Annotated in this window: 19 protein-coding genes and 1 pseudogene; 10 read left to right on the forward strand and 10 right to left on the reverse strand. The window is 71.3% G+C overall.

The genetic code is table 11. The features are described 5' to 3' along the window. Window positions 1-42 precede the first annotated feature (42 nt). Both ACFYNL_RS01400 and ACFYNL_RS01405 read right to left on the reverse strand, forming a co-directional pair. Window positions 43-1842 carry an ABC transporter ATP-binding protein gene (locus tag ACFYNL_RS01400; protein ID WP_388794614.1) on the reverse strand — a complete coding sequence of 600 codons (1800 nt, stop codon included), beginning with the start codon at window positions 1840-1842 and terminating at the stop codon, window positions 43-45. Beyond that, window positions 1839-3695, reverse strand: coding sequence for an ABC transporter transmembrane domain-containing protein (locus ACFYNL_RS01405; protein ID WP_388794617.1), 1857 nt, complete (start codon window positions 3693-3695; stop codon window positions 1839-1841). Before ACFYNL_RS01405 ends, ACFYNL_RS01400 begins: the two co-directional genes overlap by 4 nt. A gap of 246 nt (window positions 3696-3941) precedes the next feature. Between ACFYNL_RS01405 and ACFYNL_RS01410 the strand changes: the two genes are divergently transcribed. From ACFYNL_RS01410 to ACFYNL_RS01420, 3 genes are all read left to right on the forward strand, one after another. After that, a complete protein-coding gene (locus ACFYNL_RS01410; RefSeq protein WP_388794620.1) occupies window positions 3942-4727 on the forward strand; it encodes a L,D-transpeptidase family protein in 786 nt (261 codons plus the stop codon). Between the two features lie 57 nt (window positions 4728-4784). Next, window positions 4785-6587, forward strand: coding sequence for a peptide-N4-asparagine amidase (locus tag ACFYNL_RS01415; protein WP_388794623.1), 1803 nt, complete (start codon window positions 4785-4787; stop codon window positions 6585-6587). A 174-nt stretch (window positions 6588-6761) separates the two neighbouring features. Further along, on the forward strand, window positions 6762-8252 hold the full coding sequence (locus ACFYNL_RS01420) for a cation:dicarboxylate symporter family transporter (RefSeq protein WP_388794626.1): 1491 nt from the start codon (window positions 6762-6764) through the stop codon (window positions 8250-8252). 80 nt (window positions 8253-8332) lie between these two features. Here ACFYNL_RS01420 and ACFYNL_RS01425 read toward each other — a convergent pair whose 3' ends face one another. Then, window positions 8333-8782, reverse strand: a complete 450-nt coding sequence (locus tag ACFYNL_RS01425) for a MarR family winged helix-turn-helix transcriptional regulator (protein ID WP_388794629.1) — start codon at window positions 8780-8782, stop codon at window positions 8333-8335. Between the two features lie 94 nt (window positions 8783-8876). Here ACFYNL_RS01425 and ACFYNL_RS01430 point away from each other — a divergent pair, with 94 nt between their 5' ends. After that, a complete protein-coding gene (locus ACFYNL_RS01430; protein ID WP_388794632.1) occupies window positions 8877-10688 on the forward strand; it encodes an ABC transporter ATP-binding protein in 1812 nt (603 codons plus the stop codon). 43 nt (window positions 10689-10731) lie between these two features. Beyond that, window positions 10732-11583, forward strand: a complete 852-nt coding sequence (mltG, locus tag ACFYNL_RS01435; RefSeq protein ID WP_388794635.1) for an endolytic transglycosylase MltG — start codon at window positions 10732-10734, stop codon at window positions 11581-11583. 135 nt (window positions 11584-11718) lie between these two features. On the opposite strand, the gene ACFYNL_RS01440 is transcribed toward mltG, so the two are convergent. Further along, window positions 11719-12804: an NAD(P)-binding domain-containing protein gene (locus tag ACFYNL_RS01440; RefSeq protein WP_388794638.1), complete on the reverse strand. Its 1086-nt coding sequence runs from the start codon at window positions 12802-12804 to the stop codon at window positions 11719-11721. 134 nt (window positions 12805-12938) lie between these two features. On the opposite strand from ACFYNL_RS01440, the gene ACFYNL_RS01445 reads away from it, so the two are divergent. Together ACFYNL_RS01445 and ACFYNL_RS01450 are read left to right on the forward strand one after the other, a co-directional pair. Beyond that, window positions 12939-13361 (forward strand): YjbQ family protein, encoded by a 423-nt coding sequence (locus tag ACFYNL_RS01445; RefSeq protein ID WP_388794641.1) that lies wholly within the window; start codon window positions 12939-12941, stop codon window positions 13359-13361. A 554-nt stretch (window positions 13362-13915) separates the two neighbouring features. Then, window positions 13916-14164 (forward strand): annotated as a pseudogene (locus tag ACFYNL_RS01450) (arsenic transporter); the annotation flags it as partial. Window positions 14165-14408: 244 nt separating this feature from the next. Here ACFYNL_RS01450 and ACFYNL_RS01455 read toward each other — a convergent pair. After that, complete coding sequence (locus ACFYNL_RS01455; protein WP_388794644.1) at window positions 14409-15695, reverse strand: glycoside hydrolase family 6 protein; 1287 nt, start codon at window positions 15693-15695, stop codon at window positions 14409-14411. Between the two features lie 168 nt (window positions 15696-15863). Next, window positions 15864-16829, reverse strand: a complete 966-nt coding sequence (locus tag ACFYNL_RS01460; RefSeq protein WP_388794647.1) for a glycoside hydrolase family 6 protein — start codon at window positions 16827-16829, stop codon at window positions 15864-15866. A 222-nt stretch (window positions 16830-17051) separates the two neighbouring features. Between ACFYNL_RS01460 and ACFYNL_RS01465 the strand changes: the two genes are divergently transcribed. Beyond that, a complete protein-coding gene (locus ACFYNL_RS01465; protein WP_388794650.1) occupies window positions 17052-18065 on the forward strand; it encodes a LacI family DNA-binding transcriptional regulator in 1014 nt (337 codons plus the stop codon). A 340-nt stretch (window positions 18066-18405) separates the two neighbouring features. Here ACFYNL_RS01465 and ACFYNL_RS01470 read toward each other — a convergent pair whose 3' ends face one another. The 3 genes from ACFYNL_RS01470 to ACFYNL_RS01480 form a co-directional block, all read right to left on the reverse strand. Continuing rightward, window positions 18406-18810, reverse strand: a complete 405-nt coding sequence (locus ACFYNL_RS01470; RefSeq protein ID WP_388794653.1) for an ATP-binding cassette domain-containing protein — start codon at window positions 18808-18810, stop codon at window positions 18406-18408. A gap of 662 nt (window positions 18811-19472) precedes the next feature. Continuing rightward, window positions 19473-22019: a SpoIIE family protein phosphatase gene (locus ACFYNL_RS01475; RefSeq protein WP_388794656.1), complete on the reverse strand. Its 2547-nt coding sequence runs from the start codon at window positions 22017-22019 to the stop codon at window positions 19473-19475. Between the two features lie 381 nt (window positions 22020-22400). Beyond that, a complete protein-coding gene (locus ACFYNL_RS01480) occupies window positions 22401-22997 on the reverse strand; it encodes a hypothetical protein (RefSeq protein WP_388794659.1) in 597 nt (198 codons plus the stop codon). Window positions 22998-23570: 573 nt separating this feature from the next. On the opposite strand from ACFYNL_RS01480, the gene ACFYNL_RS01485 reads away from it, so the two are divergent. Continuing rightward, window positions 23571-23969, forward strand: coding sequence for a hypothetical protein (locus tag ACFYNL_RS01485; protein ID WP_388794661.1), 399 nt, complete (start codon window positions 23571-23573; stop codon window positions 23967-23969). Here ACFYNL_RS01485 and ACFYNL_RS01490 read toward each other — a convergent pair. Then, complete coding sequence (locus tag ACFYNL_RS01490) at window positions 23956-24426, reverse strand: hypothetical protein (RefSeq protein WP_388794664.1); 471 nt, start codon at window positions 24424-24426, stop codon at window positions 23956-23958. The genes ACFYNL_RS01485 and ACFYNL_RS01490 overlap by 14 nt on opposite strands. A 260-nt stretch (window positions 24427-24686) precedes the next feature. On the opposite strand from ACFYNL_RS01490, the gene ACFYNL_RS01495 reads away from it, so the two are divergent. After that, entirely contained in the window at window positions 24687-25286 is a 600-nt protein-coding gene (locus tag ACFYNL_RS01495) for a DUF998 domain-containing protein (RefSeq protein WP_388794667.1), read from the forward strand. The last annotated feature ends 6 nt before the right edge of the window (window positions 25287-25292 follow it).

Below are 25292 nucleotides of genomic sequence, written 5' to 3' on the forward strand. Positions count from 1 at the left end.
CGCGGACCCGCTCGCTGCCCCCGGCCGAGCCGCCCCCCTCACTCACCCGTGCCACGACCGCCACAGCGCCGCGTACGCTCCGTCGGCCCTGACCAGGTCGTCGTGGCTGCCGATCTCGCTGATGCGCCCGTTCTCCACGACGGCGATGACGTCGGCGTCGTGGGCGGTGTGGAGGCGGTGGGCGATGGCGACCACCGTGCGGCCGTCCAGGACGCGGGCGAGGGACCGTTCCAGGTGGCGGGCGGCACGGGGGTCGAGGAGCGAGGTCGCCTCGTCCAGTACCAGCGTGTGCGGGTCGGCCAGCACCAGGCGGGCCAGCGCGATCTGCTGGGCCTGCGCCGGAGTGAGCGCGAACCCGCCCGAGCCGACCTCGGTGGCCAGACCCTCGTCGAGCCCGCGGGCCCACGTGTCCGCGTCGACCGCGCCCAGCGCCGCCCACAGCTCGGCGTCGGTCGCGTCGGTGCGGGCGAGGAGCAGGTTGTCGCGCAGGGAGCCCACGAACACGTGATGCTCCTGGTTGACGAGGGCCACGTGCGCGCGGACCCGCTCGGCGGTCATCCGGGAGAGTTCCGCGCCGCCGAGGGTGATCCGGCCCTCGCGCGGTGCGTAGATGCCCGCGAGCAGCCGGCCCAGCGTGGACTTGCCCGCTCCCGACGGGCCGACCAGCGCCAGCCGGGTGCCGGGCGCTACCTGCAAGGAGACCTTGCGCAGCACGTCCACGCCCTCCAGGTAGCCGAAACGTACCCGGTCGGCGTGCACGTCGTGCCCGTCGGGCGTGACCCGATCGTCCCCCTCCTCCGGCTCGATGTCCCGGACCCCGACCAGCCGGGCCAGCGACACGTGGGCCACCTGCAGCTCGTCGTACCAGCGCAGGATGAGCCCGACGGGATCCACCAGCATCTGCGCGATCAGCGCGCCCGTCGTCAGCTGACCGACCCCGATCCAGCCCTGGAGGACGAAGACACCGCCGACCATCAGGACCGAGGCGAGGATCATCACGTGGGTGACGTTGACGAACGGGAAGAGCACCGAGCGCAGCCAGAGCGTGTAGCGCTCCCAGGCCGTCCATTCCTTGATCCGCCGCTCCGACAGCTCCACCCTGCGCTCACCGAGGCGGTGCGCCTCGACGGTGCGCCCCGCGTCCACGGTCTCGGCGAGCGCGGCGGCCACGGAGGCGTACCCGGCGGCCTCCGAGCGGTAGGCGGACGGCGCCCGTCTGAAGTACCAGCGGCAGCCGATCACCAGCAGGGGCACGGCGAGCAGCACGGCAGCGGCCAGCGGGGGCGCGGTCATGACGAGCCCGCCCAGCAGCAGGACCACCCACACCACGCCGATCGCCAGCTGGGGCACCGCCTCGCGCATCGCGTTGGCCAGCCGGTCGATGTCCGTCGTGATCCGGGACAGCAGGTCGCCCGTCCCGGCCCGCTCCAGGACACCGGGCGGCAGCCCGACCGACCGGACGAGGAAGTCCTCGCGCAGATCGGCCAGCATCCGCTCGCCGAGCATCGCGCCGCGCAGCCGCACCTGCCGTACGAACACGGCCTGGACGAGGAGAGCGGCCACGAACAGCCCGACGGTGAGCTCCAGATGGAGGTTGCGGCCGGCGATGCCGGGACCGTCGCTGTCCGACACCCGCTCCACCAGTCCGCCCAGCAGCCAGGGCCCCGCCATCGAGGCCACCACGGCGACCGTGTTGACGGTGATCAGCAGCAGGAAGGCACGGCGGTGCCGGCGGAACAACTCGATCACGTAGGCGCGTACGGTGGCGGGCGAGCCGACCGGCAGGGTGTTCGCCGTCGTCGGTGCCGCCGGGTCGTACGCCGGTGGCGCCACGCCGATCATGCTGACTCCTCGATCTCTTCCAGTTCCTTCAGTACATCGTCGTCGGCGAACCGCTCGACCGAGCCGGCGCCCAGGGCGGTGTCCGAGCGCCCGCTCGAGCCCTCGTCCAGGGCGGTCTCCTCCTCGGTCTCCCGCGTCACCACGGCCCTGTACCGCGGTTCGCCGTGCACCAGTTCGCGGTGTACTCCGACCGCCGCGACCGCGCCCTCGTGGACGAGCACGACCCGGTCGGCGCGGTCCAGGAGCAGCGGCGAGGAGGTGAACACCACGGTCGTACGCCCGGATCGCAGGTTTCGCAGGCCCCGGGCGATCCGTGCCTCCGTGTGCGAGTCGACGGCGGAGGTCGGCTCGTCCAGCACGAGCACCTGCGGATCGGTGATCAGCGACCGGGCGAGCGCGAGGCGCTGGCGCTGGCCGCCGGACAGGGACCGGCCGCGTTCGGTGATGCGCGCGTCCATCGGGTCGGCGGCGTCGAGGGACCCCTGCGCCAGCGCGGCCAGGACGTCCTCGCACTGCGCGGCCTCCAGCGCCTCTTCGGCGCCCACGTCACCCGACCGGGGGACGTCGAGCAGCTCGCGCAGCGTGCCGGAGAGCAGCACCGGGTCCTTGTCCTGCACGAGGACGGCGGCACGGGCGCGGCCGAGCGGCAACTCGTCGAGCGGGACACCGCCCAGCAGCACCGACGTGCCCTCCTGCGAGGCGTGTCCGCCGAGCCGTTCGGCCAGCCGGCCGGCCGCGTCGGGGTCACCGCACACCACGGCGGTGAACCGGCCGGCGGGGGCGAGCAGACCGGTGGCCGGGTCGTACAGGTCTCCGGAGGGCAGGTCGGATCCGTCACGCGACCCGTCGGTGTCGGTGGGCCGCTCCAGGGACAGCACCCGCGCGGCCCGCCGGGCCGAGGGCCGCGAGAAGGAGTAGGCCATCGCGATCTCTTCGAAGTGCCTGAGCGGATACGTGAGGATCATGATCGAGCTGTAGACGGTGACCAGTTCGCCGACCGTCACCCGGCCCTGCCGGGCCAGGTGGACGCCGTACCAGACCACCGCGATGAGCAGCAGCCCCGGCATCAGCACCTGGATCGCGGAGATCAGCGACCACATCCGGGCGCTGCGCACGGCCGCGTGGCGTACCTCCTGGGAGGCGCTGCGATAGCGGTCGAGGAAGAGTTCCTCGCCACCGATGCCGCGCAGGACCCGCAGGCCGGCGACGGTGTCGGAGGCCAGTTCGGTGGCGCGGCCGGCCTTCTCGCGCTGGAAGTCGGCCCGCTTGGTCGCCCGGGGCAGCAGCGGCAGCACGGCGATCGCCAGCACGGGCAGGCCCACGGCGACGACGATGCCGAGCGTCGGCTGGTAGACGACCAGGCCGACCGTGACCAGCACCAGAGTCACGGCCGCAGCCGTGAACCGGGACCAGGCCTCGACGAACCAGCCGATCTTCTCGACGTCGCCCGTGGAGACGGCCACGACCTCGCCTGCCGCGACGCGGCGGGTCAGTGCCGACCCCAGGTACGCGGTCTTGCGGGCCAGCACCTGCTGGACACGGGCGGCCGCGGTGATCCAGTTGGTCACGGCCGTGCGGTGCAGGAAGGTCTCACCGATCGCGTTCCCGGCGCAGCACAGCGCCAACAGGCCGCCCGCGAGGGCGAGTCGCTCACCGGAACGGTCGACCACCGCCTGTACGGCGACGCCGACACAGAAGGGCAGCGCGGAGACGGACAGGAAGTGCAGCAGCCCCCAGGCCAGGGACTTCACCTGTCCGCCCAGCTGGTTCCGGAAGAGCCACCACAGGAATCGGGGGCCCGAACGCGCGTCCGGCACGCCCGGGTCGGGATACGGAAGGTCTTGGATCTGCATGACGTCCCAGTGGCTCGTGTCAGTTGAGGAGAGGGAGGGGCTCGGGGAAGGGGAGTCGGTCGGACACCGATGCGCGCGACGACGGTGTGCGGCGGCAGCAAACCGTGACAGGTTCGCGTCGTAGCGTGGTCGGACGCAAACGGTTTTCCGCGCCATCGCACGGTTCCGGCTGCCGGTCCCGGCCGTCCCGCTGCGGCCCCCCTGTCGCTCCCGCGACGGGTCGTCGCGCGGTGCGACCATGGAGCGATGCGCAACCGCGGAACACGGCGAGTCACGGTCACGACAGCGGCCCGCGCGACCGCCCTGACGGTCCTGGTGATCCTGTCGGCTTCGGCGGCCCTGACGACCATGACCGCCTGCGACGCCTCCGGGCCGCGAGGTGGTGCCGGGCCGGGCGGCGGCGCGAACGCCGGCAGCGCCGCGCGTACGAGCCCGTCCGCCACCGCCGACCCGACCCGTGTCCCTGGCCTGTCCGACCGCTGGCAGCGGCGCATCCCCGAGGAATCCCGGCAGGTCGTGGCGGTCTACGGCGACGGCGTGGACTCCCCGCGCTCCACGGTGGTGCTCTACACCAGGCACGGCACCACCTGGGAGCGCGTGCGCGCCTGGCCCGCGCACAACGGCAAGAAGGGCTGGACCACCGACCACCGCGAGGGCGACAACCGCAGCCCCGTCGGCGTGTTCACACTGAGCGACGCGGGCGGCGTACTGAGGGACCCGGGCTCCAGGCTGCCGTACACCCGGTCGACGGCCTTCGCGGCGCCGCGCTGGTGGTCGAAGTCGCACTGGCACGACTTCGACCACGTCATCGCCATCGACTACAACCGCGTCAGGGGCACGCCGCCCAACGATCCCACCCGTCCCGAGGGCCGAGCCAAGGGTGGCGGGATCTGGCTGCACCTGGACCACGGCAGCGGTACGTCGGCCTGCGTGAGCCTGTCCGAATCGGCGATGGAGTACCTGCTGCGGACACTCGATCCCGAACGGCGTCCGGTCATGGTGATGGGCGACAGGGCGGAACTGGCTCGGTAGTTCTGGCGAGAGAGACCTCGTTGCGGGCGGCGCCCGTCTCACCGTAGAACACCGCCCATGAAGAAACGGATGGTCATGTCCATGCTCGCGGGAGCGACCCTCCTGGCGAGCAGCCTCCTCGGAGCGAGCCCCGCCACCGCGAGGCAACCCGCCCCCGCTGGGCAACCCGCCCCCGCTGGGCAACCCGCCCCCGCTGGGCAACCCGCCCCCGCTGGGCAACCCGCCCCCGCGTCGCAGCCCGCCCTGGCCGGGCGAACCGCCGGCTCGACGCAACCCGTGGCCGGGCCTCGATCCCTCGACGTCCCCGCCGAGTTCGGTACCGACTGGCACGACCCCGTGACCGCGGCCCCTCCCGTTCCCAAGCCCTCCGGAACGTTCTGCCAAGTGACCCTCGCCGAGGCGCAGTTCCGTGACTTCACCCCGTACAAGGGGACGTACACCCCACCAGCGGGGTGCGGTGACCGCTGGAGCAAGGTGGTGCTGCGGATGGACGGCAAGGTCAAGGGGCGCCAGTTCGACCGGCTCGGACATCTGCGGGTCGGCGGTGTCGAGATCTTCCGTACGTCGACCCCCGAGCCGTCACCGGACGGCATCGAGTGGTCGGTGGAGAAGGACGTCACGCGCTACAGCGACACTCTCCGCCGTGACCAGGACGTGGAGATGCTCATCGGGAACGTCGTCGACGACACCTACACCGGCGTCATCGACGTCAAGGTCACGCTGACGTTCCACGCCGGCGGCCCCGCCGCGAAATCCGCCACGAAACCCGTCACGAAACCCGTCACGAAACCCGCCACGAACCCGGCCGCGCCGCCCGACCGGGTCCTGACGCTCCAGGGCGGCACGACCCTGATCACTCCGCGCAACAGCGAACGCATCGTCGCCGAGGTGTACGCCACCGGATCCGGCGGCTGCGAGGAGTTCTGGTACCTGTCGGTGCCCGACCCGGCGCCCTACTCCTGCAAGGCGGCCGGCGGTCCCTACCGGGAGGTGCAGATCAAGGTCGACGGCCGACTGGCCGGAATCGCCGCGCCCTTCCCGCACGTGTGGACGGGCGGCTGGTCCAACCCCTTCCTCTGGTACGTCATTCCGGGACCGCGCGCCTTCGACGTGAAGCCGCTCGAATACGACCTGACGCCGTTCGCGGGACTGCTCAACGACGGCCGCCCGCACCGCGTCGACGTCCAGGTCGTCGGTGTCCCCGAGGGGCAGAGCGGCTGGAGCGCGCCGGTGAACGTACTCGTGTGGCAGGACTCCGAGAGCGCGCGCGTCACCGGCGGGCTCACCGCGCACCGGGCCGGCGACCTCGCCAACTCCTCGACGTACACACCGGGTCCGGAGCATCGGGTGGACACCCGGGGCGGTCACCGGCTGACCGTCTCGGGCTACGTCGACACCTCGCACGGCCGGGTGGCGACGACCGTGCGGCGGACTCTCGGCAACACCTCCGTCCACCGCTGGGCCGAGGGTGAGAACCCCGACGCGCTCGACGCCACATGGACGGACGACGAGTCGGTCACCGTCGACGGACGCGGATCGGCCCGCACCACACGCACACAGCGGACGTACACCATGGACGGCTCCGTCGCGATCGGCGCGGCCGACCGGCTGCGGACCGTGCTGACCCTCGGTGACCGTGCCACCGTCGTCACGGTCAAGAGCGGGCGACGGACCGCGTGGTCGCGGCTCCACGACACCGTCGAGGGTGACGCGTCCTGGACGCTGAACGTGCCGCGTGACCAGCGGCACGCGGTCGGCACGACGAGCGAGCGCTTCCGGCTGTACGGCTCGCGCGGCTGCTACGACCGCTCACTGACCAGCGTTCAAGGGGTGCTCACCGAGCAACGCGACCGCTGCTGAGCCGCGTTGTGTGCGATGCGTCACTCAGGGCGTGATTTACACGGATGCAACACGGGGGCCTTGTGCGGGAGCAACATCACCCGCACAGTGATCGGCACGGAATGCGCTTTCCGTATGCCAGAAGTCCCCTCGTCCCCTGGTGACTTCTGTGTGCCGTCGTCCCAAGGAGTGCCCGTGCCGCCGTCCGTACCGTCCCTGCCACGACGCGTCGCACGCATGCTGCGTACCTCTCTCTTCGCGCAGGTCGGCTGCGCACTCGTGCTCGGAATCGTCGTCGGGAAGCTGTGGCCCGGCTTCGCCGCGGATCTTCAGCCGCTCGGCGACGGTTTCATCCGGCTCATCAAGACGATCATCTCGCCGCTCGTGTTCTGTCTGGTCGTCGTCGGCATCGCCAAGGCAGGTGACCTGAAGGCGTTCGGCCGGATCGGGTTGAAGGCCCTGATCTGGTTCGAGATCGCGAGTACGCTCGCGCTGGTCATCGGGCTCCTCGCCGCCAACGTGGTGCAGCCCGGGTCGGGGATGAACGTCGATCCGTCGACGCTGGACGCCTCGGCGGTCGACGCCAAGACGGACGGTGGCCACCTACCTTCGACGACCGAGTTCGCCCTGAACGCGATACCCACCTCGTTCATCGGGGCCTTCGCCGAGAACTCACTGCTCCAAGTCCTGGTCCTGGCCTGCCTGGTGGGGGCCGCGCTCCTGCACCTCGGCCACACCAAGGTGCCGCAGGTGCTGCCCGCCGTCGAGCAGGCCCAGGAGGTCATCTTCGCGATCGTCGGGTTCGTCATGCGACTGGCCCCGATCGCGGTGTTCGGCGCGATGGCCGTCCTGATCGGCAACTACGGCCTCGGTGTGATCGAGACGTACGGCAAGCTGATCGTGTTGTGCTACCTCGCCGCGGCCCTCTTCATCGTGCTCCTCGCGGTCGCCCTGAAGGTGGTCACCGGGCTCAGTCTGTGGAAGTTCCTGCGCTACATCCGTGAGGAGATGCTGCTCGCGCTCGGCACCGCGTCCACCGAGTCGGTGCTGCCGCGGGTGATGCAGAAGCTGCGCAGGGCCGGCGCCCGCGACGACGCCGTCGGGCTGGTGCTGCCGACGGGCTACTCCTTCAACCTCGACGGCGCCTCGCTCTATCTGTCCATCGGCACGCTGTTCATCGCCCAGGCCGTCGGCGTCGACCTCAGCTTCGGCCAGCAGGTGACCGTGATCCTGGTGCTGATGCTGACCAGCAAGGGCATGGCGGGCATCCCCGGCTCGGCGTTCCTCGCGCTGTCGGCGACCGCGTCCTCGCTGGGTGCCATACCTGCGGGAGCCGTGGCCCTGCTTCTGGGCGTGGATCGCATCATGGACTCGATGCGCGTCGTCACCAACCTGCTCGGCAACTGTGTCGCCGTCTTCGCGGTCTCCCGCTGGGAGGGTGCGCTGGACAAGGAACGGGCGAAGAAGGTCCTGGACGGCGAGATCGTGGTCCAACTGGAGGACGAGGAGCCGGCGGAGGAATCCGGGGCGGTCGCGGTGGCGGAGTCAGGGACGGGCGCGGTGGCCGAGTCCGGGAAGGACGCGGTGGCGGAGTCCGGTAAGGACGCGGTGCTGCGGCCCGGGGCCGAAGACGCTGTCGCCGTACCGGTCCGGACGGGTAAGGAAGCGGCTCCCGAAGCCGGTTGACGTTCAGCCGCACGCCCCGCGGCCACCACTCCGGCAGTACGCAGTGGTGGCCGCGGGGATGGTCGCGGGGATGTGTGAGCTCAGCATCCGCGCGTGGCGGTTCCGTCGATCAGCGCGTCCAGCAACTCACCCAGTACGGCTCGCTGTCCGTCCGTCAGCGGGGCCAGGATCTCCTTCGCCGCCGACCGGCGTGCGCCGTGCAACTCGCGCAGCGCTTTGCGGCCGTCGTCGGTGAGCTCGATACGGATCACCCGCCGGTTCGTCGGATCCGGCGCCCGACGTACCTTGCCACTCGCCTCCAGCCCGTCGACCAGCGTCGTCACGGCACGCGGGACCACTTCCAGACGTTCGGCGAGATCGGCCATCCGGGGCGGCGCGTCGTAGTGCGCGAGAGTGCGCAGCAGACGGGACTGAGCCGGGGTGATCCCGAGGCCGCACTCCTGGAGATGCCGTTTCTGGATGCGGTGCACCCTGCGGGTGAGGCGCAGGAGTTGCTCGGCGAGCGGGCCGTCGGGGTCGGGGCTGGTCATGCGGGAACAATATCAGGATGCCGTTCATTGTGAGTATAGGTAACAATGAGCTAAGGTCCGTACGTTCGCATCGCCGCACCCCCCGTAGGAGCCCATGCACCCCGACAGCGAACCCCAGTGGAAACCACCCGCCGGCAGCTCGGAGCAGCCCCGGCAGGTGCGACGCATCCTGCGCCTCTTCAGCCCCTATCGTGGCCGTCTGGCCGTCGTCGGCCTGCTCGTCGGCGCCTCGTCCCTGGTCGGCGTCGCCACGCCCTTCCTGCTCAAGGCGATCCTCGACGTCGCGATCCCCGAGGGCCGCACCGGCCTGCTCAGCCTGCTCGCCCTCGGCATGATCCTCAGCGCGGTCCTCACCAGCGTGTTCGGTGTCCTGCAGACCCTGATCTCCACGACGGTCGGCCAGCGTGTCATGCACGATCTGCGCACCGCCGTCTACGGCCGCCTCCAGCGCATGTCGCTCGCCTTCTTCACCCGCACCCGCACCGGCGAGGTCCAGTCCCGCATCGCCAACGACATCGGCGGCATGCAGGCCACCGTCACCTCCACCGCTACCTCCCTGGTCTCCAACGCCACCAGCGTGGTCGCCACCATCGTCGCGATGGTCGCCCTCGACTGGCGCCTGACCGTCGTCTCGCTGCTCCTGCTGCCGGTCTTCGTCTGGATCAGCCGCCGCGTCGGCAACGAACGCAAGAAGATCACGACGGAGCGGCAGAAGCAGATGGCCGCGATGGCCGCCACCGTCACCGAGTCGCTGTCCGTCAGCGGCATCCTGCTCGGCCGCACGATGGGCCGCTCCGACTCGCTGACCCAGACCTTCGCCGACGAGTCCGAGCGGCTGGTCGACCTTGAGGTGAAATCGAACATGGCCGGGCGCTGGCGCATGGCCGTCATCACCATCGTCATGGCCGCCATGCCCGCCTTCATCTACTGGACCGCCGGCCTGGCCCTCCAACTCGGCGGCCCCCAGGTCTCGATCGGCACGATCGTCGCGTTCGTCTCGCTCCAGCAGGGTCTGTTCCGACCGGCCGTCAGCCTGCTGTCCACCGGCGTTCAGATCCAGACCTCGCTCGCGCTCTTCCAGCGCATCTTCGAGTACCTCGACCTTCCCGTCGACATCACCGAACGGGACAAGCCCGTCCACCTCGACGCCGTCAAGGGTGAGATCCGCTTCGAGAACGTCGAGTTCCGGTACGACGGCCGCGACGACGAACGGGGCGCCGTCCTCGACGGCATCGACCTCGCCGTGCCCGCGGGCGGCAGCCTCGCGATCGTCGGCCCGACCGGCGCCGGCAAGTCCACGCTCGGCCACCTAGTGCCCAGGCTGTACGACGTGACGGGCGGCCGGGTCACCCTCGACGGAGTCGACGTGCGCGACCTCGACTTCGACACCCTCGCCCGCGCGGTCGGCGTCGTCTCGCAGGAGACGTACCTCTTCCACGCCTCCGTCGCCGACAACCTGCGCTTCGCCAAGCCGGACGCCACCGACGCGGAACTGCGGGCGGCTGCCGAGGCGGCCCAGATCCACGAGCACATCGCCGCTCTGCCCGACGGCTACGACACCGTCGTCGGCGAGCGTGGACACCGCTTCTCCGGCGGTGAGAAGCAGCGCCTCGCCATCGCCCGCACGATCCTGCGCGATCCGCCCGTCCTCATTCTCGACGAGGCGACCAGCGCCCTGGACACCCGCACCGAACACGCCGTCCAGGAAGCCATCGAGGCCCTGTCCGCCAACCGCACCACCCTGACCATCGCGCACCGCCTGTCCACCGTTCGGGGCGCCGACCAGATCGTGGTCCTCGACGCCGGTCGGGTGGCCGAGCGCGGGACGCACGAGGAGTTGCTGCAGCGGGGAGGGCGGTACGCGGGGCTGGTCCGGCGGGACGCCCAACTGGAGCCGACGGGGTGACGTTATGCCGGATTTGTAACCATCTGGGGGTTACCGTTCCGGCATGTACCTCAACACTCCGTCACGGAGAACGATTCGACTGACACGCCGGGGCCGTGTCGCTCTCATCGCCGCCGGCGCCGTCGTCGCCGGCACCGCCGTGGCGGTGCCGCTGCTGAGCACGGGCGAGGAAGAGGCCGCGAAGCCCACCTCCCTGGTGATCCCGGAGGGCTGGCGCGCCGGCCAGGTCTACGCCGCCGTCGACAAGGCGCTGAGCCTGCGGCCCGGCAGCACGAAGAAGTCCCTGGAGAAACTCGACCTCAAGCTGCCGAACGAGGCGGACGGTAACCCCGAGGGCTACCTGTTCCCGGCGACGTACCCGCTTGAGCGGGACGGCAAGAGAGCGACTCCGGATTCCCTGCTGTCGGCCATGGTGGACACCGCGAACAAGAAGTTCAACGGTGCCCCGATCGCCGCCGGTGCGCAGCGCAACGCCATGAACGTCTACCAGGTGGTCACCATCGCGAGCATCGTCCAGGCCGAGGCCGGAAACAAGGCCGACATGGGCAAGGTGGCCCGGGTCGTCTTCAACCGGCTCGAACGCGGCATGCCGCTGCAGATGGACTCGACCATCAACTACGCGCTGGGCCGCTCCACGCTCAGGACGACCGAGGCCGACACGCGGATCGAGAGCCCGTACAACTCGTACCAGCGCATGGGGCTGCCGCCCACGCCGATCGCCAATCCAGGCGAGGACGCGATGCGTGCCGCGATCAGCCCCGTCCCGGGCGACTGGCTGTACTTCGTCACCGTCAAGCCCGGCGACACCCGCTTCACCGCCGACTACGCCGAACACCAGCGCAACGTCGCCGAGTTCAACGCCCAGCAGAAGGCGAGCCCGCGGCCGACGAAATGAGCCGACGGGACGTCATGCGGGGGCGGGGGCGGGGGCGGAGGCTGTGCACGGCCGACGAGGGCGAAGGCCGTTCGCCCGCGACGCGGAGCCGGGCCGTTCGTCGGCACCACACGTCGACGCCCCAGGTCGGTCGGCTCACGCCGCCACCGGCTCCTCGGCCAGCAGCCGCCTGATGTCCCGCACGGCCGCGCGGCCGGCCCGGTTGGCGCCGATCGTGCTGGCTGACGGGCCGTAGCCGACCAGGTGCACCCGGGGGTCGGCGACCGCGCGCGTGCCCTCCACCCGGATTCCACCGCCCGGCTCACGCAGCCGCAGCGGGGCCAGATGGTCGACGGCGGCCCGGAACCCGGTCGCCCACAGGATGACGTCGGCCTCCACGTGCCGGCCGTCGCTCCACTGCACCCCGGTCGGGGTGATCCGCTCGAACATGGGCTGCCGGTCCAGCACCCCGTCCGCCAGCCCTTGTCGTACGGCGTCGTTGAGGGGCAGCCCGGTGACCGAGACCACGCTCTTCGGCGGCAGTCCCTGCCGGACCCGCTCCTCGACCATCGCGACCGCCGCCCGGCCCGCGCCCTCGTCGAAGGGCCCCTCACGGAAGACGGGTGGGCGCCTGGTGACCCAGGTCGTGGCGGCAGCGTAGGGGGCGATCTCCAGCAGGTGCTGTGTGCCGGAGGCGCCGCCGCCGACCACGACGACCCGCTGCCCCGCGAACCGCTCGGGCCCGGGGTACCGGACGGTGTGCAACTGCTCCCCCCGAAAGGTCTCCTGACCCGGATAGCGCGGCCAGAACGGCCGGTCCCAGGTGCCGGTCGCGTTGATCAGCGTCCGTGTCGACCAGGTCCCGGCCGAGCTCTCCACCAGCAGTCGCCCCTCCTGCCCCTCCCGCACGGCACGCACGTCCACCGGCCGCCGTACCCGCAGGTCGAAGGCCCGCTCGTAACGGTCGAAGTACTCGGCGATGACCTCGGACGACGGCCGCCCGGGGTCGGCGCCCGTCAGTTCCATGCCGGGCAGCGCGTACATTCCGTGCACCTTGCCGTACGTCAGCGACGGCCACCGGAACTGCCAGGCGCCGCCCGGACCGGGGGAGTGGTCGAGCACCACGAAGTCACGGTCCGGCTCGAAGCCGGTGCGCCGCAGGTGGTAGGCGCTGGACAGTCCGGCCTGACCAGCGCCTATGACGACCACGTCGACGAACTCGACGACCTCGATATTGTTCACGTTTCTACTAACAGTGTCGGGGGCGCGGATCTTCCCCCGCGACGGCCTCCGTGACCACCTCCGTGACCACCTCCGTGAGTCGCCCGGCCGCCGCCTGACGTGTGAGTTCACGAGCATGGGTGAGGATGGAGGACATGTCAGACGCCTTCACCACCCGAGTCCTGAACATCGCCTCCGGCTCCTCGGAGCGGGTCGTGGACCTCACTCGCGACTGTGAGGCCTTCCTGCGGGACGTCGCCGCGGACCGCGACGGCCTTCTGAACGTGTTCGTGCCGCATGCGACGGCCGGCGTCGCAATCATCGAGACGGGCGCCGGCAGTGACGACGACCTCCTGACCGCCCTCCACACCCTCCTCCCAGCCGACGACCGCTGGCAGCACCGCCACGGCAGCCCCGGCCACGGCCGCGACCACGTCCTCCCGGCATTCGTCCCGCCCCACGCGACCCTTCCCGTGCTCGGTGGGCGGCTGGAACTCGGGACGTGGCAGTCGGTGTGCCTCGTGGACACCAACAAAGACAATGTCAACCGTCAGATTCGACTGAGCTTCCTGGGCTGAGCAAGATCGTCCTGGGTGCGGCCGATGATTCTCCGTACCTTGCATGTTCGAGACGGAGAAGTCTTTCGGGGTACGGACCTGAACACGGCCAGACCATCGGCTGGGCCGACGATTGCTAGGTGTCGGGCGCCACCGGACGCGGTTTGCCTCTGCGCGTTCGGTCGTTGCCCGTCGCTTCGCGGCTTCCCAGCCCGGCTGGCCGCCGCTGAGGACGAAACGGAGCCGTACGGACGGGGTGTAGTCGAAGCGGGGGATCCTGACTACGTCGGCGACCACATCGGGCACTGGATGACCGCCCTGGTCATCGACCTCTTCGACTCCGGGCACGTGCTGTACGGCACGGGCAATGGCATCTGGCGCAGCCAGGACGCCAAACCCCCGACAACGGCGGCACCAGCCACTGGAGCGCCGGCGCGGCGGCGTCGGCGTCATCACCGGCGACCGCGACTCCTACGGCCGCGTCTTCGTCGGCACCAACGGACGCGGTCTCCAGTACGGCGACCCGTCCTGCCCCGCCACCCGAGGCACTCCCGGGACCGGGGCCGAACAGGCACCTGATCCCCGATGGCACCGGTCTGCTGGAACTGCTCGCGCTCGCCGCACTGGCCGCCGTCCTCGCCAACGTCTTCAACACCCTCCCCGCCGTGCTGGTGTTGCTGCCGCTGACCGCCCTGTCGGGCCCGGGGCCGTGCTCGCCGCTGCTCGGGGTGGCCATCGGCCCCAACCTCACCTACGCGTCGGCGATCCTGGGGGCAGCGGTGCTGGAACTGTGGGTCTCGCTGACGGTCATCGGAGGAGGCTGACGTCATGGACGTGGTCGTCTGGCCCGCGACGGTGACCGCGCCCACCTCGGGCCGCACAGCCGCGTGCCTGCCAGCCGTTTCGTCGTCGACCGCGCCCCCTGCCCCGTGCTCCTGGTCTGGCGAGTCGTCGCCGGACCTGTCGACCCTGCCGCCTCCGCCCGCCCCGCCGGTGTGAGCGCACCGGCGGGACGAGCGGTGACCGAACTCCGCGGTCGGCGGGTGGAGTTGGGGTGGCCCGGAAGGGTCAGCGGTTGAACGTCAGGCTGGGTGCCGCGTTGCGGGCCAGCGTGTGGGCCTGGTCGGGCCACCAGGTACCGGCGGGCGGGTCGACGATGCCGTACTCCGGATCGATCGTGCCACCGGTGTTGCGTGTGCAGCTGCCGTCGGACTCACCGGGGATCTTGATCCACAGGTAGGCGTCGACGAGCGGGACGCCCGTGTTGGCCGTGGGACGCGGACCGAGGCCGCGGCCGGGCGCGTTGCACCAGGGCTCCGGGTCACCGGTGTACTTGCCCGGCTCGGGGGTCCAGGCGCCCAGGCCGTTGCGACTGGTGTCGATCACGAAGTGGTGCAGCCGGTCGGCGGACGGGGAGCCCACGTTCTGGTCGAACCAGAGGTCGGTCCACCGCCAGGTGGCGGGGTCGTTGGAGGAGACGGCGTTGCCGGGAGTGCCGTCGTTGGGGGCGGCGGGGGAGTAGTGCTGGCCTGCGCACCGCTCGGCGTGGCCGCGAGCGTCCTCGGGCCCCTCGGTGGCGTACCACATGCACTTCGCTATCCAGGTGCCGTACTTGGCGTTGTGGTCGGTGGGGTGGGTGTTGGACACGTTCAGGGCGAAGCCGTCGCCGTGCTCGACCCCGGAGTCCAGCAGGCGCTGCGCCATGTCGCCGACCGGGCGCCACTGCACGTTCCCCGCGTCCAGGTAGACCGCGGTGCGGGGCTTGGCCTTCAGGGTCTTCACGGCGTAGGCGAGGTCGGCGGTCCGCTCGGCGGTGAGTTCGCCGGACGGGTCCACGTCGGGCCCGCAGTCGTTGGGCAGCAGGGCCGTGCCGTCGGGTTCGACGACGACCACCGCCTTGTTGTTGCCGATGCCGGCGGCGAAGGCGTCGATCCACTTCCGGTAGGCGGCGGAGGACGCGGCGCCGCCGCTGGAGTACTGCGTGCAGTCCCGGCCCGGGACGTTGTAGGCGACCAGGACGGGCGTCCGGCCCACGGCCCGGGCCCGGTGGACGAGCTTGCTCACCTTGCCGCGCACCTGACCGGGCGTGCCCTCGGTGAACCACTCGGCCTGCGGCCAGCTCGCCATCTTGGCCATGTTCGTGGCGTTCTCGAAGTCGCCGTTCTTGAAGTCCACGACAGCCTGCTTCGCGGCCTTGCTGTGCGGGTCCACGTAGAACTTGGTGGCCGGGGTGACCGCGTCCTGCGTGGAGGTGGCCTGCGGCTGCGCCTCCGCCTGCGTCGCGGTGAGAGCGGCGCAGGCGGCGAGGGCCGCGACGCAGGCGGCCGTGCGGCGCCGTAGGGTGGCTGGAGTCATGAGTGCTTCCTGATCGATGAGATGGGTGAGCACGCGCCCGCCGCCCCGGCCGACTGCCGTTCGCCCGGGTGGGAGGCGGGGCGCGGTGGAACCCCTCGACGGTGTGGCGAGGGTTGCCCGTGGCCCGGTCGCGGGGCGTGGCGGTGCCGGGCCACGGGAGTTCGGGGATCAGAAGCCGTAGATCATCTTGTAGGCGGTCTCGGGGAGGAACTGCCCGGCCGTGGAGCCCGCTCCGGTGCCGCAGTTGCCGTCCGACTCACCCGGGGTCTTGATCCACAGCAGCATCTCGGCGCCTCCGCCCAGCTGGGAGGGGGTGCCGATACGGCGGCCCGAAGGGTTGCACCACTGGCCGTTGGAGCCGTTGCCGTTGCGGCTGGTGTCCACGACGAACGGCTTGGTGTAGCCGTAGCGCGCGCTGAGCTCGCGGTTGACGGCGTTCCCGTAGGCGGCGTTCTCGGAGGTGGTGAAGTAGTTGGAGACGTTGAGCGAGAAGCCGCGGGCCTGGCGGAGGCCGGCTTCGTGGAGGCGCTGGGCCATGGCCGCCGCGTTGGCCCAGCCCGGGTTGCCCGCGTCCATGTAGACCCAGGTGTTGGGGGCCTGGCGGTTGAACTCCGCGATCGCGCCGGAAAGCATGGCGCGGCGTTCGTTGATCTGCGCCTGGGTCATGCAGCCGTAGTCACCGAGGGAGTCCGGTTCGAGGATGACGACGGCCGGGCGGTTTGCGATGCCGCCCGCGAACTGGGCGATCCAGCTGGCGTAGGCGGACGGCGAGGAGGCTCCGCCCCCGGAGTGCCCGCCGCAGTGGTCGCGGTGGTAGACGTTGTAGGCGACGAGGATGGGCAGCTTGTCGCGCTGGTCTGCGGCCCCGACGTAGGCGCCCGTAGCGGTGCCGATGGTGCCGCTCCAGGAGCCGAACCAACGGGCCATCGGGGTGTTGGCGATGGAGGCGTTGATCGCGGAGGCGCGGCCGTCGCCGGGGTTGGCGGCCACCCACTGCTTCGGGGTGGAGTTGGGGTCCACATAGAACCCGTTGGTCAGGGTGGTCGGGTCCGCGGCGTGGGCGGACGGGGCGAGGGTGAGCGCCAGCGGCAGGGCACAGAGTGCTGCCACCAGTGCGCGGACCTTGCGGCGCATGGCAGTACCTCGACTTCCGGGCAGGGACGGGGGGTACGAGAGGCGTTTGGGAGCGCTCCCACTGGAAGCGGTCCCAATCGTGTGGTCGGCTGGTTTAACTGTCAATAGTCTGCGCGAAACCAGAAATACACACGGGGATGCGGGACGAGGAAGTCAACCAATTGGGAGCGCTACCAGTGATCCCGTCCGAAGAACAGCCCGGCTGTGGAAGACTCACGGCCCATGGCAGAAGATGCGCCGCGTCGCCAGCCGACGCTCGACGAGGTGGCCGAACACGCCGGTGTCTCCCGCTCCGTGGCCTCCCGGGCCCTCAACAACGCTCCGCACGTCAGCCGCGCCAAGCGTGAGGCGGTCGAACGCGCCGTCCGTCACCTCGGCTACGTACCCAATCCGAGCGCCCGCGCCCTGGCCACCCGGCAGACGGGAGCCGCCGCGCTGGTGGTCTCCGGAGAGGACCCGTCGATCTTCGCCGATCCCTTCTTCGCCCAGGTCATCGTGGGTGCGGCGGACGCCCTGGAGGAGGCCGATCTGCATCTGATGCTGTGCCTGGCCGCTTCCGACCGAGGGCGCAAACGGGTCGAGGAGCTCCTCCGCTCCAGAGGCGCGGACGGGGTCATGCTGATGGCGCTGCGCGAGGACGATCCACTGGCCCGCAAGGCCGAAGAGGCGCACATGCCGGTCGTGTTCGGCGGCCGCCCGGTCGGATCGGCCCCCCGTTGGTACGTGGACGTCGACAACGTCGGCGGAGCCCGCGAAGCGACCGAGTACCTCCTTTCGCGTGGCCGCAGGCGCGTGGCCGCGATCTGCGGGCCGCTGGACACCGAGGTCGGGCGGGCGCGCTACCGCGGCTACCGGGACGCCATGCTGAGCGCCGGCCTCGATCCGATCCCTCCGCTGGAGGGCGACTTCACCGAGCTCGGCGGAGCCGCCGCCACGGCCGTGCTGCTGGCCAACCACCCTGACGTGGAAGCCGTGTTCGCCGCCAACGACAACATGGCGGCGGGCGCCCTGCGCACCTTGCGGGAGGCCGGCCGGCACGTCCCCGCCGATGTCGCCGTCGTCGGCTTCGACGACCTGACCGTCGCCCGGATCGCCGATCCGCCGCTCACCACCGTCCATCAGCCCATACAGGCACTGGGACGGGAGATGGCGCGCATGCTCGTCGCCCTCGTCAACGGCCAGGACCCCACGCCGCTGATCCTGCCTGCGCGGCTGGTCGTGCGCTCCAGCGCGTGACGGCCATGGTCGGGGTTGCCCTGACGGAGGTTGGCGGATACGAACAAGGACGATCCTCGTAGGCAGGTGCGGTTGTCGTTCCTTGCGTGACGAGGGCGCCGACTGTAGGTCTGAAGCCGGGCCGTACCAAACGAGTGCGGCTTGCCCTTGCTTTGTAGCGGCGGACTCATAATCCACCGGCGGTGAATTCGAGTCCCACCCGCCCCGCCAAGCACCTCTGCAGCCTGCGGAAACGTCTGATCAAGGGGCGACGGATTTCAGGACACGAGGATTCGGAAGTGCTGTCCGGGGATCTTCGAGTGCGCCCCTTCTGTCGGGACCGGCGGGTGAGCGCGGCCCGTCACCCGAGCGCGTCGCGCCCCGATTCCGCTGGTACGAGCGGCGTCCGGACGACGCGGCACTCGCGGAGGCGGCGCTGTGAGCGCCGGGTCCGCGGTCCCGAGCGGGCCGGTGCCGGCCGCACCCTTGCGGCGCCTTCCCCGGCTGCGGCTGGGCGGTGGGTGCCGAGTCTCAGCGCGGGGTTGAACGTGCCGATCGGGTCCTGGCAGACGATACCGATCTCGGTCGCGAGGCGTCGTTCCGACGGTGTTCCGAGCAGGTCGAGGTCGCCGAGGGCGAGGTGCGGCGCGTTCGCCCCCACGCCCTCGGGGAGCGGGCCCGCGACCGCCATGGCGATGGTGGACTTGCCCGAGCCCGACTCCCCGGCGAGGTCGAAGATCTGGCCGGCGCCGACGGTGAACGACACGTCGTCGACGAGTTTCCGGTCCCCGGCCCGCACCGTCAGCCCGGCGACGGTCAGCAGGCTGTCCTGCTCCGTGCCGGCCGCTGTCCCTGTACCTGCCGGCGCCGAAGACGCCTGCGCTGCCCCGTCCTGTGCCGGGTCGGCCGGTCCCGCCGCGTCCGCCGTCCCGGTCGGTGTGGGGGAAGCGCCGCGTCCGCCGTCCCTGTCGGTGTGGGCGAAGCGCCGCGTCCGCCGTCCCTGTCGGTGTGGGCGAAGCGCCGCGTCCGCCGTCCCTGTCGGTGCGGGCGAAGCGCCGCGGCTTCGCGGGTCGACAAGTGAGGCGACGCCATCTCCGACGCGCATGGCGCCCACACCGGTGACGAAGCCGGCGGAACACCACCCCACCACGGCTCCGGCCGGCGGCCCGGCCGTCCTGGCCTGTGGCGGCGTCCAGCGAGCAGAGCACCAGGCGGCCACCCTGCCCGAGCTGCCGTCCCCGCAGCGCCGGCAGACGGTCGACGAGTTCGACCGAGCCTCCTCCGGCCGTCGGCCAGCGGACATGTGGCCCCTTCCACATCGCTACGGCCGCCGGCAGGGACAGTGCCAGGACCGGGACCCGTCGAGACACCAGGGGGCGTACCGGAAGATCTGGGCAGGGGACAGCGGGGTTCGGAGAGCCCGCTGCCTCACGGCGACGGGCCGGAGTCGGCGTGCGCGGACGCCGGCTTTGTCGGCGTCTGCGGTGGCGGGGCGTACTCGGTGAGCAGGAGTGCGATGTCGTCCGCCCTGTCGGCGGAACGGCGGGCGCTCCGCAGCAGCGCGTCGGCCAGATCCTCCAGGCGGCCCCCGCCCATGCGGGCCAGTGATACCCGGAGCCGGTCGATGTCGGAATCGATGTCCGAGTCACGCCTCTCGATCAGTCCGTCCGTGTACAGGGCCAGGACCGACCCGGGTACGAGGCGCAGCTCCGACTCCGGAAAGTGTGCCGCTGGGTCGATGCCGAGCAGAGGGCCGCCGGGCACATCCAGGACTTCGGCCCGGCCGTCGGGCAGGCGTAGCAAGGGCAGGGGGTGGCCGGCACGGACGATGCGCACGACCCCCGAGCGAGGACGGAGGCGGGCGTAGCAGCAGCTTGCAAGGAGCGCCGGGTCGAGGTCCATGTGGAGCCGGTTGGTGTTGGCGACGACGTCGCTCGGCCGGTGGCCGGCGGTGGCGAAGGCACGCACCGCGCTTCGCAGCTGGCCCATGGCGGCCGCGGCGGCGACGTTGTGCCCCTCGACGTCCCCGACGATCAGCGCGACCTCGTCGCCGGCGGGGATGACGTCGTACCAGTCGCCGCCGATGTCCATCCCTCGGGTGCCCGGAAGATAGCGCCCGGTGACGTGAAGGCCCGGCAGTGCGGGCAGCCGGTGCGGCAGCAGCGCGTTCTGCAGGCCGCGGGCGAGGGCGAATTCGGCGTCGTAGAGCCTGGCGCGTTCCAGGGCTTGGGCGATCAGGCCACCCAGTGCGGTGAGGACGCCGCGTTCCTCGTCGGGAAATCGGTGGACGTCGTTGAAGCCGAGCAGGCAGACGCCGACCGGGCGGTTCGAGGCGATCAAGGGCAGGAACGCCCAGGAGTTGGACTGACTGACCATGATCCCGGGGTACGTTTCGAGAAGCTCCTCACGGGACTCGACGAACAGTGGGGCCCCGGAGGTCAGCGCGTCGGTCACGGGCAGCCGGGCATGCAGCGGAGTGCCTTCGAACCGGGCGAGAAAGCGCTTCGAGTAGCCGCGCTGATCGAGCAGGTGCAGGCGCCGCTCCTCCACCACGGCGATCGCCAGCTTCTGACCGCCGAAAGCGGGCAGCAGCTGCTCGGCGACGGCCTCGAACACCTCGTGCGCGGTGACCGCCTCGGTGAGCGCGCTGCCCAGCGTGAGCACCCGGTAGAGGGAACCCACGCGCGGGGCCGCGGGCGGAGGCGACCAGGAGGCGGGCGGCCCCTCTTCCCCGAGGGGTGCCCCGGGTCCGGTGTCGGCCGGTACCGGCTGTCGCACGGGTGCCGCCCACCCCGTCATGCCCTGAGCGCCCGGGTGGAGGGAGAAGACCAGCCATGTGGCCGGTGGGCGGCGGACCAGGAAGGAGACCGCTTGCTGGGAGATCAGGGCGGCCCGGTAGCGGTCCTCGTAAACGGGATCGGCCAGCCAGGGCAGGACGTCCCAGGGGCGTCGGCCGAGCAGTTCGTCCTGGCGGACCCCTAGCAGATCCTCCATGCTGTGGTTGGCGTAGGCGACGCGTCCGTCGGGTGAGAGCGCGAAGAAGCCGTCCGCGAGCCGCTCGATCGCCGCCACGGCGGCCATGCGGCTCCCGGAGTCGAGTACGGCGCCGACCATATGGGCCGGGGCCTGAGGGTCGGCAGGGCTCTCGGGCACCCTGCCCCACAGCTCGACGGTGTGGTGGCCTCCGCGGCCGTCCCGGATGCGCAGGCAGTGTGCCAGTACGTGGCGTTCCTGGACCGCGGCACGGGCGGCGGACCGGAAGCCGGGCAGATCCGCGGGCTCGATCATGGCCGCCAGGGTGGCCGCCCGTCCGTCGAACTCGCGGAGCGGCATTCCGAAGATCGCGCACAGCTCGTCGTCGGCCGTGAGGGCTCCGGTGCCGAGATTCCAGTCGAACAGGCCCACCCGGATCACCGGAGTGGATGGCAGCGGGACCACTACCGGGGCCGTCCGTTCGTCGTACTCACCGAGCGCGCCGCGGGCCCGCAGTCCGGCGAGGGTGGTGCCCAGCCGGTCGGCGGCGGAGCGCAGCTTCCGGCGCTGCGCCCTCGACAGCCCTGTCCCGTCCGGCCTGGCCGTCCACACCACGGCCATGGTGCCGAACGTCCGCTCGCCCGCCCGTACGGGGACCGATGCAGAACCGAACGGGTAGGGCAGGGCGACCGAGAGCTGCGGGAAGCGCCGCATCGTCTCCTCCGCGCCGGCCAGATGGACCATGCGCCCGGAGCGGTACGCCTCCGCCACTGGCAGACCGCTGTTCACCGGGATCCGACGCCACCCGCTGAGCAGGGAGGGCGGCGACCCGCACGACGCGGCCACTATGAGCGAGCGGTAGTCGCCGGAGAGCAGAAACACGCTTCCGGTATGTGCTCCGGTCAGCTGCACGGCACCGACGATGGCCCTGACCAGCGCTTCGTCGCGCTCGGGCGCTTCGCCGACACTTGCGGCGCCGAACGGGTACAAGTTCGATGCCACACCGTTGGCCGACACGTTGCCCTCGATCATCGATGAGTGATTTGTTCCATTTTAGGACTTTTCATAGCTCCCCGTGGGCACGAGCCGGGCCGGGAAGGCCGTCCAGCGTCCACGGACCGGGCGGTAACCGGGAGGTGTGATTCCGATGACGTATCCGGTGGAGATCCCGCGGCCGGATACCTTGGTGGTTGTCCTAACGGAGTTTGGCGGACACGAACCGGGACAACCCGAACCGGCAGGTGCGGTTGAGTTTTCTGGGCTGAGTGCGGGGAGGTCGGCCGGTCGGCCCTGGGAGGCGCCCTCCGCTCAGCGAGAGGGAGAGCGAGCGAGAGCAAGCGGGAGCAAGCGAGAGGAAGAGCGCGGAAGTCAGGGAACCGCCCGTCACGGCCCCACGCACCCCCGTGCCACACACTGGCGCACCGCCAGCGAGCCGTCGGCCGGTCCGTCGGCTCGTCCGTCGACGCGGCCGTCGTCCGGTCTGTCCTCCGGTACCGGCACGCTGTGCGCGGTCGGTGCGGGGCGGCCCTGGAGGCGGGACAGTTCGGTGGCGCAGCGTTGGAGGGCCACCTCCAGGACATCGGGCATGGTCAGGGTCCCGGTGCCGTCCGGGGGGACGAGCCAGCGCAGCGACCCCCAGCGGCAGTGCGGGGCCGGTGCGGTGATCCATGTCCCCGCACCGAGGAGGCGCACGCCGGTGCCGATCCACACGGTCTGCGGCTCCGGGGGCAGCAGGAAGCCGACATGACGCCGTCGGGTGTCCAGCAGGCAGGGCCCCGGGTCGAGAAGCGGCAGCTCTTCCAGGAGTTCGGCGACGCGGAGTCCGAGCTGCTCCGGAACGATCAGCACGTCCCAGAACCGCCCGGCCGCCAGGAGTGTGACGCCGCTGCTGCCGTTCTGCCACTCGTGCTTGCAGGCGCCCGGGTCCTCCGACGCGGCCGCCAGCCACTCCATCGACTTCGTCCACTCCGTGAGTGCCATGAGGAGCCTCCTTGTGTGCACCGCCGGACGAGGGTGCGGGCCGGTTCACGGTTCGTTGGCGTCCTCAGTGCACCGGCTGCCCGGTGCCACGACCCCCCGCCGGGGGCTCAATTCCCCGTATGGGGCGAGCGCCCGCGCATCAAACCGGCAGATATATGCAGGGCGCGCGCCCCCGAGCGCCCCGGCACATACCGGGAGGCCCGGCACGTACCGGGAGGCCCGGCGCATCGGGGGCGGCGCGCCTCACCAGTCGTCGGCCTCGTACAGGGCTCCCGAGACGTAGGGGTCGTAGCCTCGGCGCCTGGCCCCTGACTGAGGTGCCGGAGGCAGGATCGCCTCGCGCAGCGCGGCGCACCAGGGACAGTCGTCGGTGTCGTCGCTGTCGTTCCGGATGTGGGAAATCGCGAGAACGTGCTCTCGTCCGTCGATGGAAACGCTCCTGTCTGGTTGCGGGCGGGGCGGCCGGTGCGGAGCGAGCGCGGCACGGCTCCATTCGGGGGATGCGCTCACCCGACCGGGTGGTGGCAGGCACTGACGGCGTACCACCGGCGCACGCCTGGGCGTTGCCCCGGCATGGACAGCAGTGAGATGGCGCGGCGTGTGCTCGGAGGCGATGCCGCACCCATGTCGTACCTCGTACCGGCCACCGGCGTTCGGGGCCGGCCGTCTATCTACGCGGCGCTGGTCGCGGAGTGGCACGCCAAGGGCCGTGCCGTTCCCGAGCGTCGGGACACATGGCGGGATTCCTCCGGCGCCACAGACGGCCACGCCGTCACTTCCTGGGCGGTGGGCCGGTGGAGCGGACTGGCCCGGGCCCTCGACGTCGAACCGGTTGAGGGGGAGTACGGCGGCGCGACCGAACGGGTCCCGGCCGTGGTCGTGCCCCGGGGTCTGCCCGGACCGGCGGTTCTGTGGGAATGGAGCAGCAGCAACGGACGCGTCCGGGCGTGCGCCCCGCCTACGGCCGACTGACGCGCGTCGGCGCGGCAGGGGCGCCGCCGGCCTCGCGCAGCGCCAGCTCCATCACGTCGGGGTTGTACAGGGCCCCGGTGCCGTCGGGTGGCAGCAGCCACTCCAGGCGCCAGCCCGTGGACCGGTGGGGCGGCGGCACGGCGACCCATGAGCCCCGGCCGACATGCCGTACGCCGGGCCCGACCCACTCGGAAGCCGGGTCGGGCGGGAGGAAGAAGCCCACTCTGCGCGCCCCGCAGTTCACCAGCACCGGGCCGGACGCCCGTGCCCGCGTACGTCTGAGGACGTCCACGGCGCCCAGCCCGAGATGCTCGGGAACACTGAGCACGTCCCACAGCCGCCCGGCCTCCAACAGCACCGCGTCCGCCCCCTGATCCCACTGCTCCTTGCACGTCCGAGGATCCCTGGCAGCCGCGGCGAGCCACTCGACGGCCTGCTTCCTCATGGTGCGCTGCATGTCCCTACCCCCAGCGTTTTCGGCCCTGCCGAACAGGTCGGAGCCATTCATGCTGGTGGATATTTCTATGCGCCGGAAGGGGTGGCGCAGTCTGGCGCAAGGTGGCGCTTTCGGTCGATGTGTGCGAGACGGGCACGGCAGTTCGCAGTTCCGGCCCGGGGGTTGACGGCGCGGCGGCGCGGGGGAGGGTGCGCAACGGCGGTCGCGCCGTCTGCGTGTATCTGACGGGCGTTCCGATTCACGCGTTCTACGGTGTCTTGATGCGACTTGTGCCTGGATGGGCCTTGCTTTCTTCGGGATGCGCGCCCGTGGTGCTGATCGCGGGCTGGACGATCGCGGCGCTGCTCGAAGGACCGGCCTACAACCCCGCCACCCAGACGATCAGCGTCCTCGCGGCCTACGGAGCAGCGGGTTTCTGGGTGATGACGGGGGCGCTGGCCGCACTGGGGGCCTGCCATGTGCTCACCGCCTGGGGGCTGCGGCCGGCCGCTCTGCCCGGACGGGTGGCGCTGGGTGCCGGCGGGGTGGCCGCGTGTGTGGTCGCGCTGGTCCCGCCTCCGAGCAGCGGGGGCTCCCTGCGTCACGGTTCGGCGGCCGCGGTCGGCTTCGCTCTGCTGGCCGTGTGGCCGGTGCTGGCCGCCGACCGCCAGGGCACCGCACCCTGGGGACTACGGCCCGCGCCCTCCTTCGCGGCGACCGCGCTGATGGTGTTCGGCGCGGCCTGGTTCATGTTCGAGATGCATCAGGGCAGGGCCGCCGGAGCGGTTGAACGCCTGGTGACGGCCATTCAGTCCGTGTGGCCCTTCGTGGTCGTCGCCTCCTGCCCGCGCCGGCCGCCGCCGGAGGACCCCTCGCGTTGAGCCCTG

This window comes from Streptomyces sp. NPDC007808 (assembly GCF_042868655.1).
In the GTDB taxonomy this organism is placed as follows: domain Bacteria; phylum Actinomycetota; class Actinomycetes; order Streptomycetales; family Streptomycetaceae; genus Streptomyces.

Coding starts and splice junctions, on each gene's coding strand:
- ACFYNL_RS01400 (WP_388794614.1), bottom strand. CDS start 1,842: ATGATCGGCGTGGCGCCACCGGCGTACGACCCGGCGGCACCGACGACG.
- ACFYNL_RS01405 (WP_388794617.1), bottom strand. CDS start 3,695: ATGCAGATCCAAGACCTTCCGTATCCCGACCCGGGCGTGCCGGACGCG.
- ACFYNL_RS01410 (WP_388794620.1), top strand. CDS start 3,942: ATGCGCAACCGCGGAACACGGCGAGTCACGGTCACGACAGCGGCCCGC.
- ACFYNL_RS01415 (WP_388794623.1), top strand. CDS start 4,785: ATGAAGAAACGGATGGTCATGTCCATGCTCGCGGGAGCGACCCTCCTG.
- ACFYNL_RS01425 (WP_388794629.1), bottom strand. CDS start 8,782: ATGACCAGCCCCGACCCCGACGGCCCGCTCGCCGAGCAACTCCTGCGC.
- ACFYNL_RS01430 (WP_388794632.1), top strand. CDS start 8,877: ATGCACCCCGACAGCGAACCCCAGTGGAAACCACCCGCCGGCAGCTCG.
- mltG (WP_388794635.1), top strand. CDS start 10,732: ATGTACCTCAACACTCCGTCACGGAGAACGATTCGACTGACACGCCGG.
- ACFYNL_RS01445 (WP_388794641.1), top strand. CDS start 12,939: ATGTCAGACGCCTTCACCACCCGAGTCCTGAACATCGCCTCCGGCTCC.
- ACFYNL_RS01455 (WP_388794644.1), bottom strand. CDS start 15,695: ATGACTCCAGCCACCCTACGGCGCCGCACGGCCGCCTGCGTCGCGGCC.
- ACFYNL_RS01460 (WP_388794647.1), bottom strand. CDS start 16,829: ATGCGCCGCAAGGTCCGCGCACTGGTGGCAGCACTCTGTGCCCTGCCG.
- ACFYNL_RS01465 (WP_388794650.1), top strand. CDS start 17,052: ATGGCAGAAGATGCGCCGCGTCGCCAGCCGACGCTCGACGAGGTGGCC.
- ACFYNL_RS01480 (WP_388794659.1), bottom strand. CDS start 22,997: ATGGCACTCACGGAGTGGACGAAGTCGATGGAGTGGCTGGCGGCCGCG.
- ACFYNL_RS01485 (WP_388794661.1), top strand. CDS start 23,571: ATGGACAGCAGTGAGATGGCGCGGCGTGTGCTCGGAGGCGATGCCGCA.
- ACFYNL_RS01490 (WP_388794664.1), bottom strand. CDS start 24,426: ATGCAGCGCACCATGAGGAAGCAGGCCGTCGAGTGGCTCGCCGCGGCT.
- ACFYNL_RS01495 (WP_388794667.1), top strand. CDS start 24,687: ATGCGACTTGTGCCTGGATGGGCCTTGCTTTCTTCGGGATGCGCGCCC.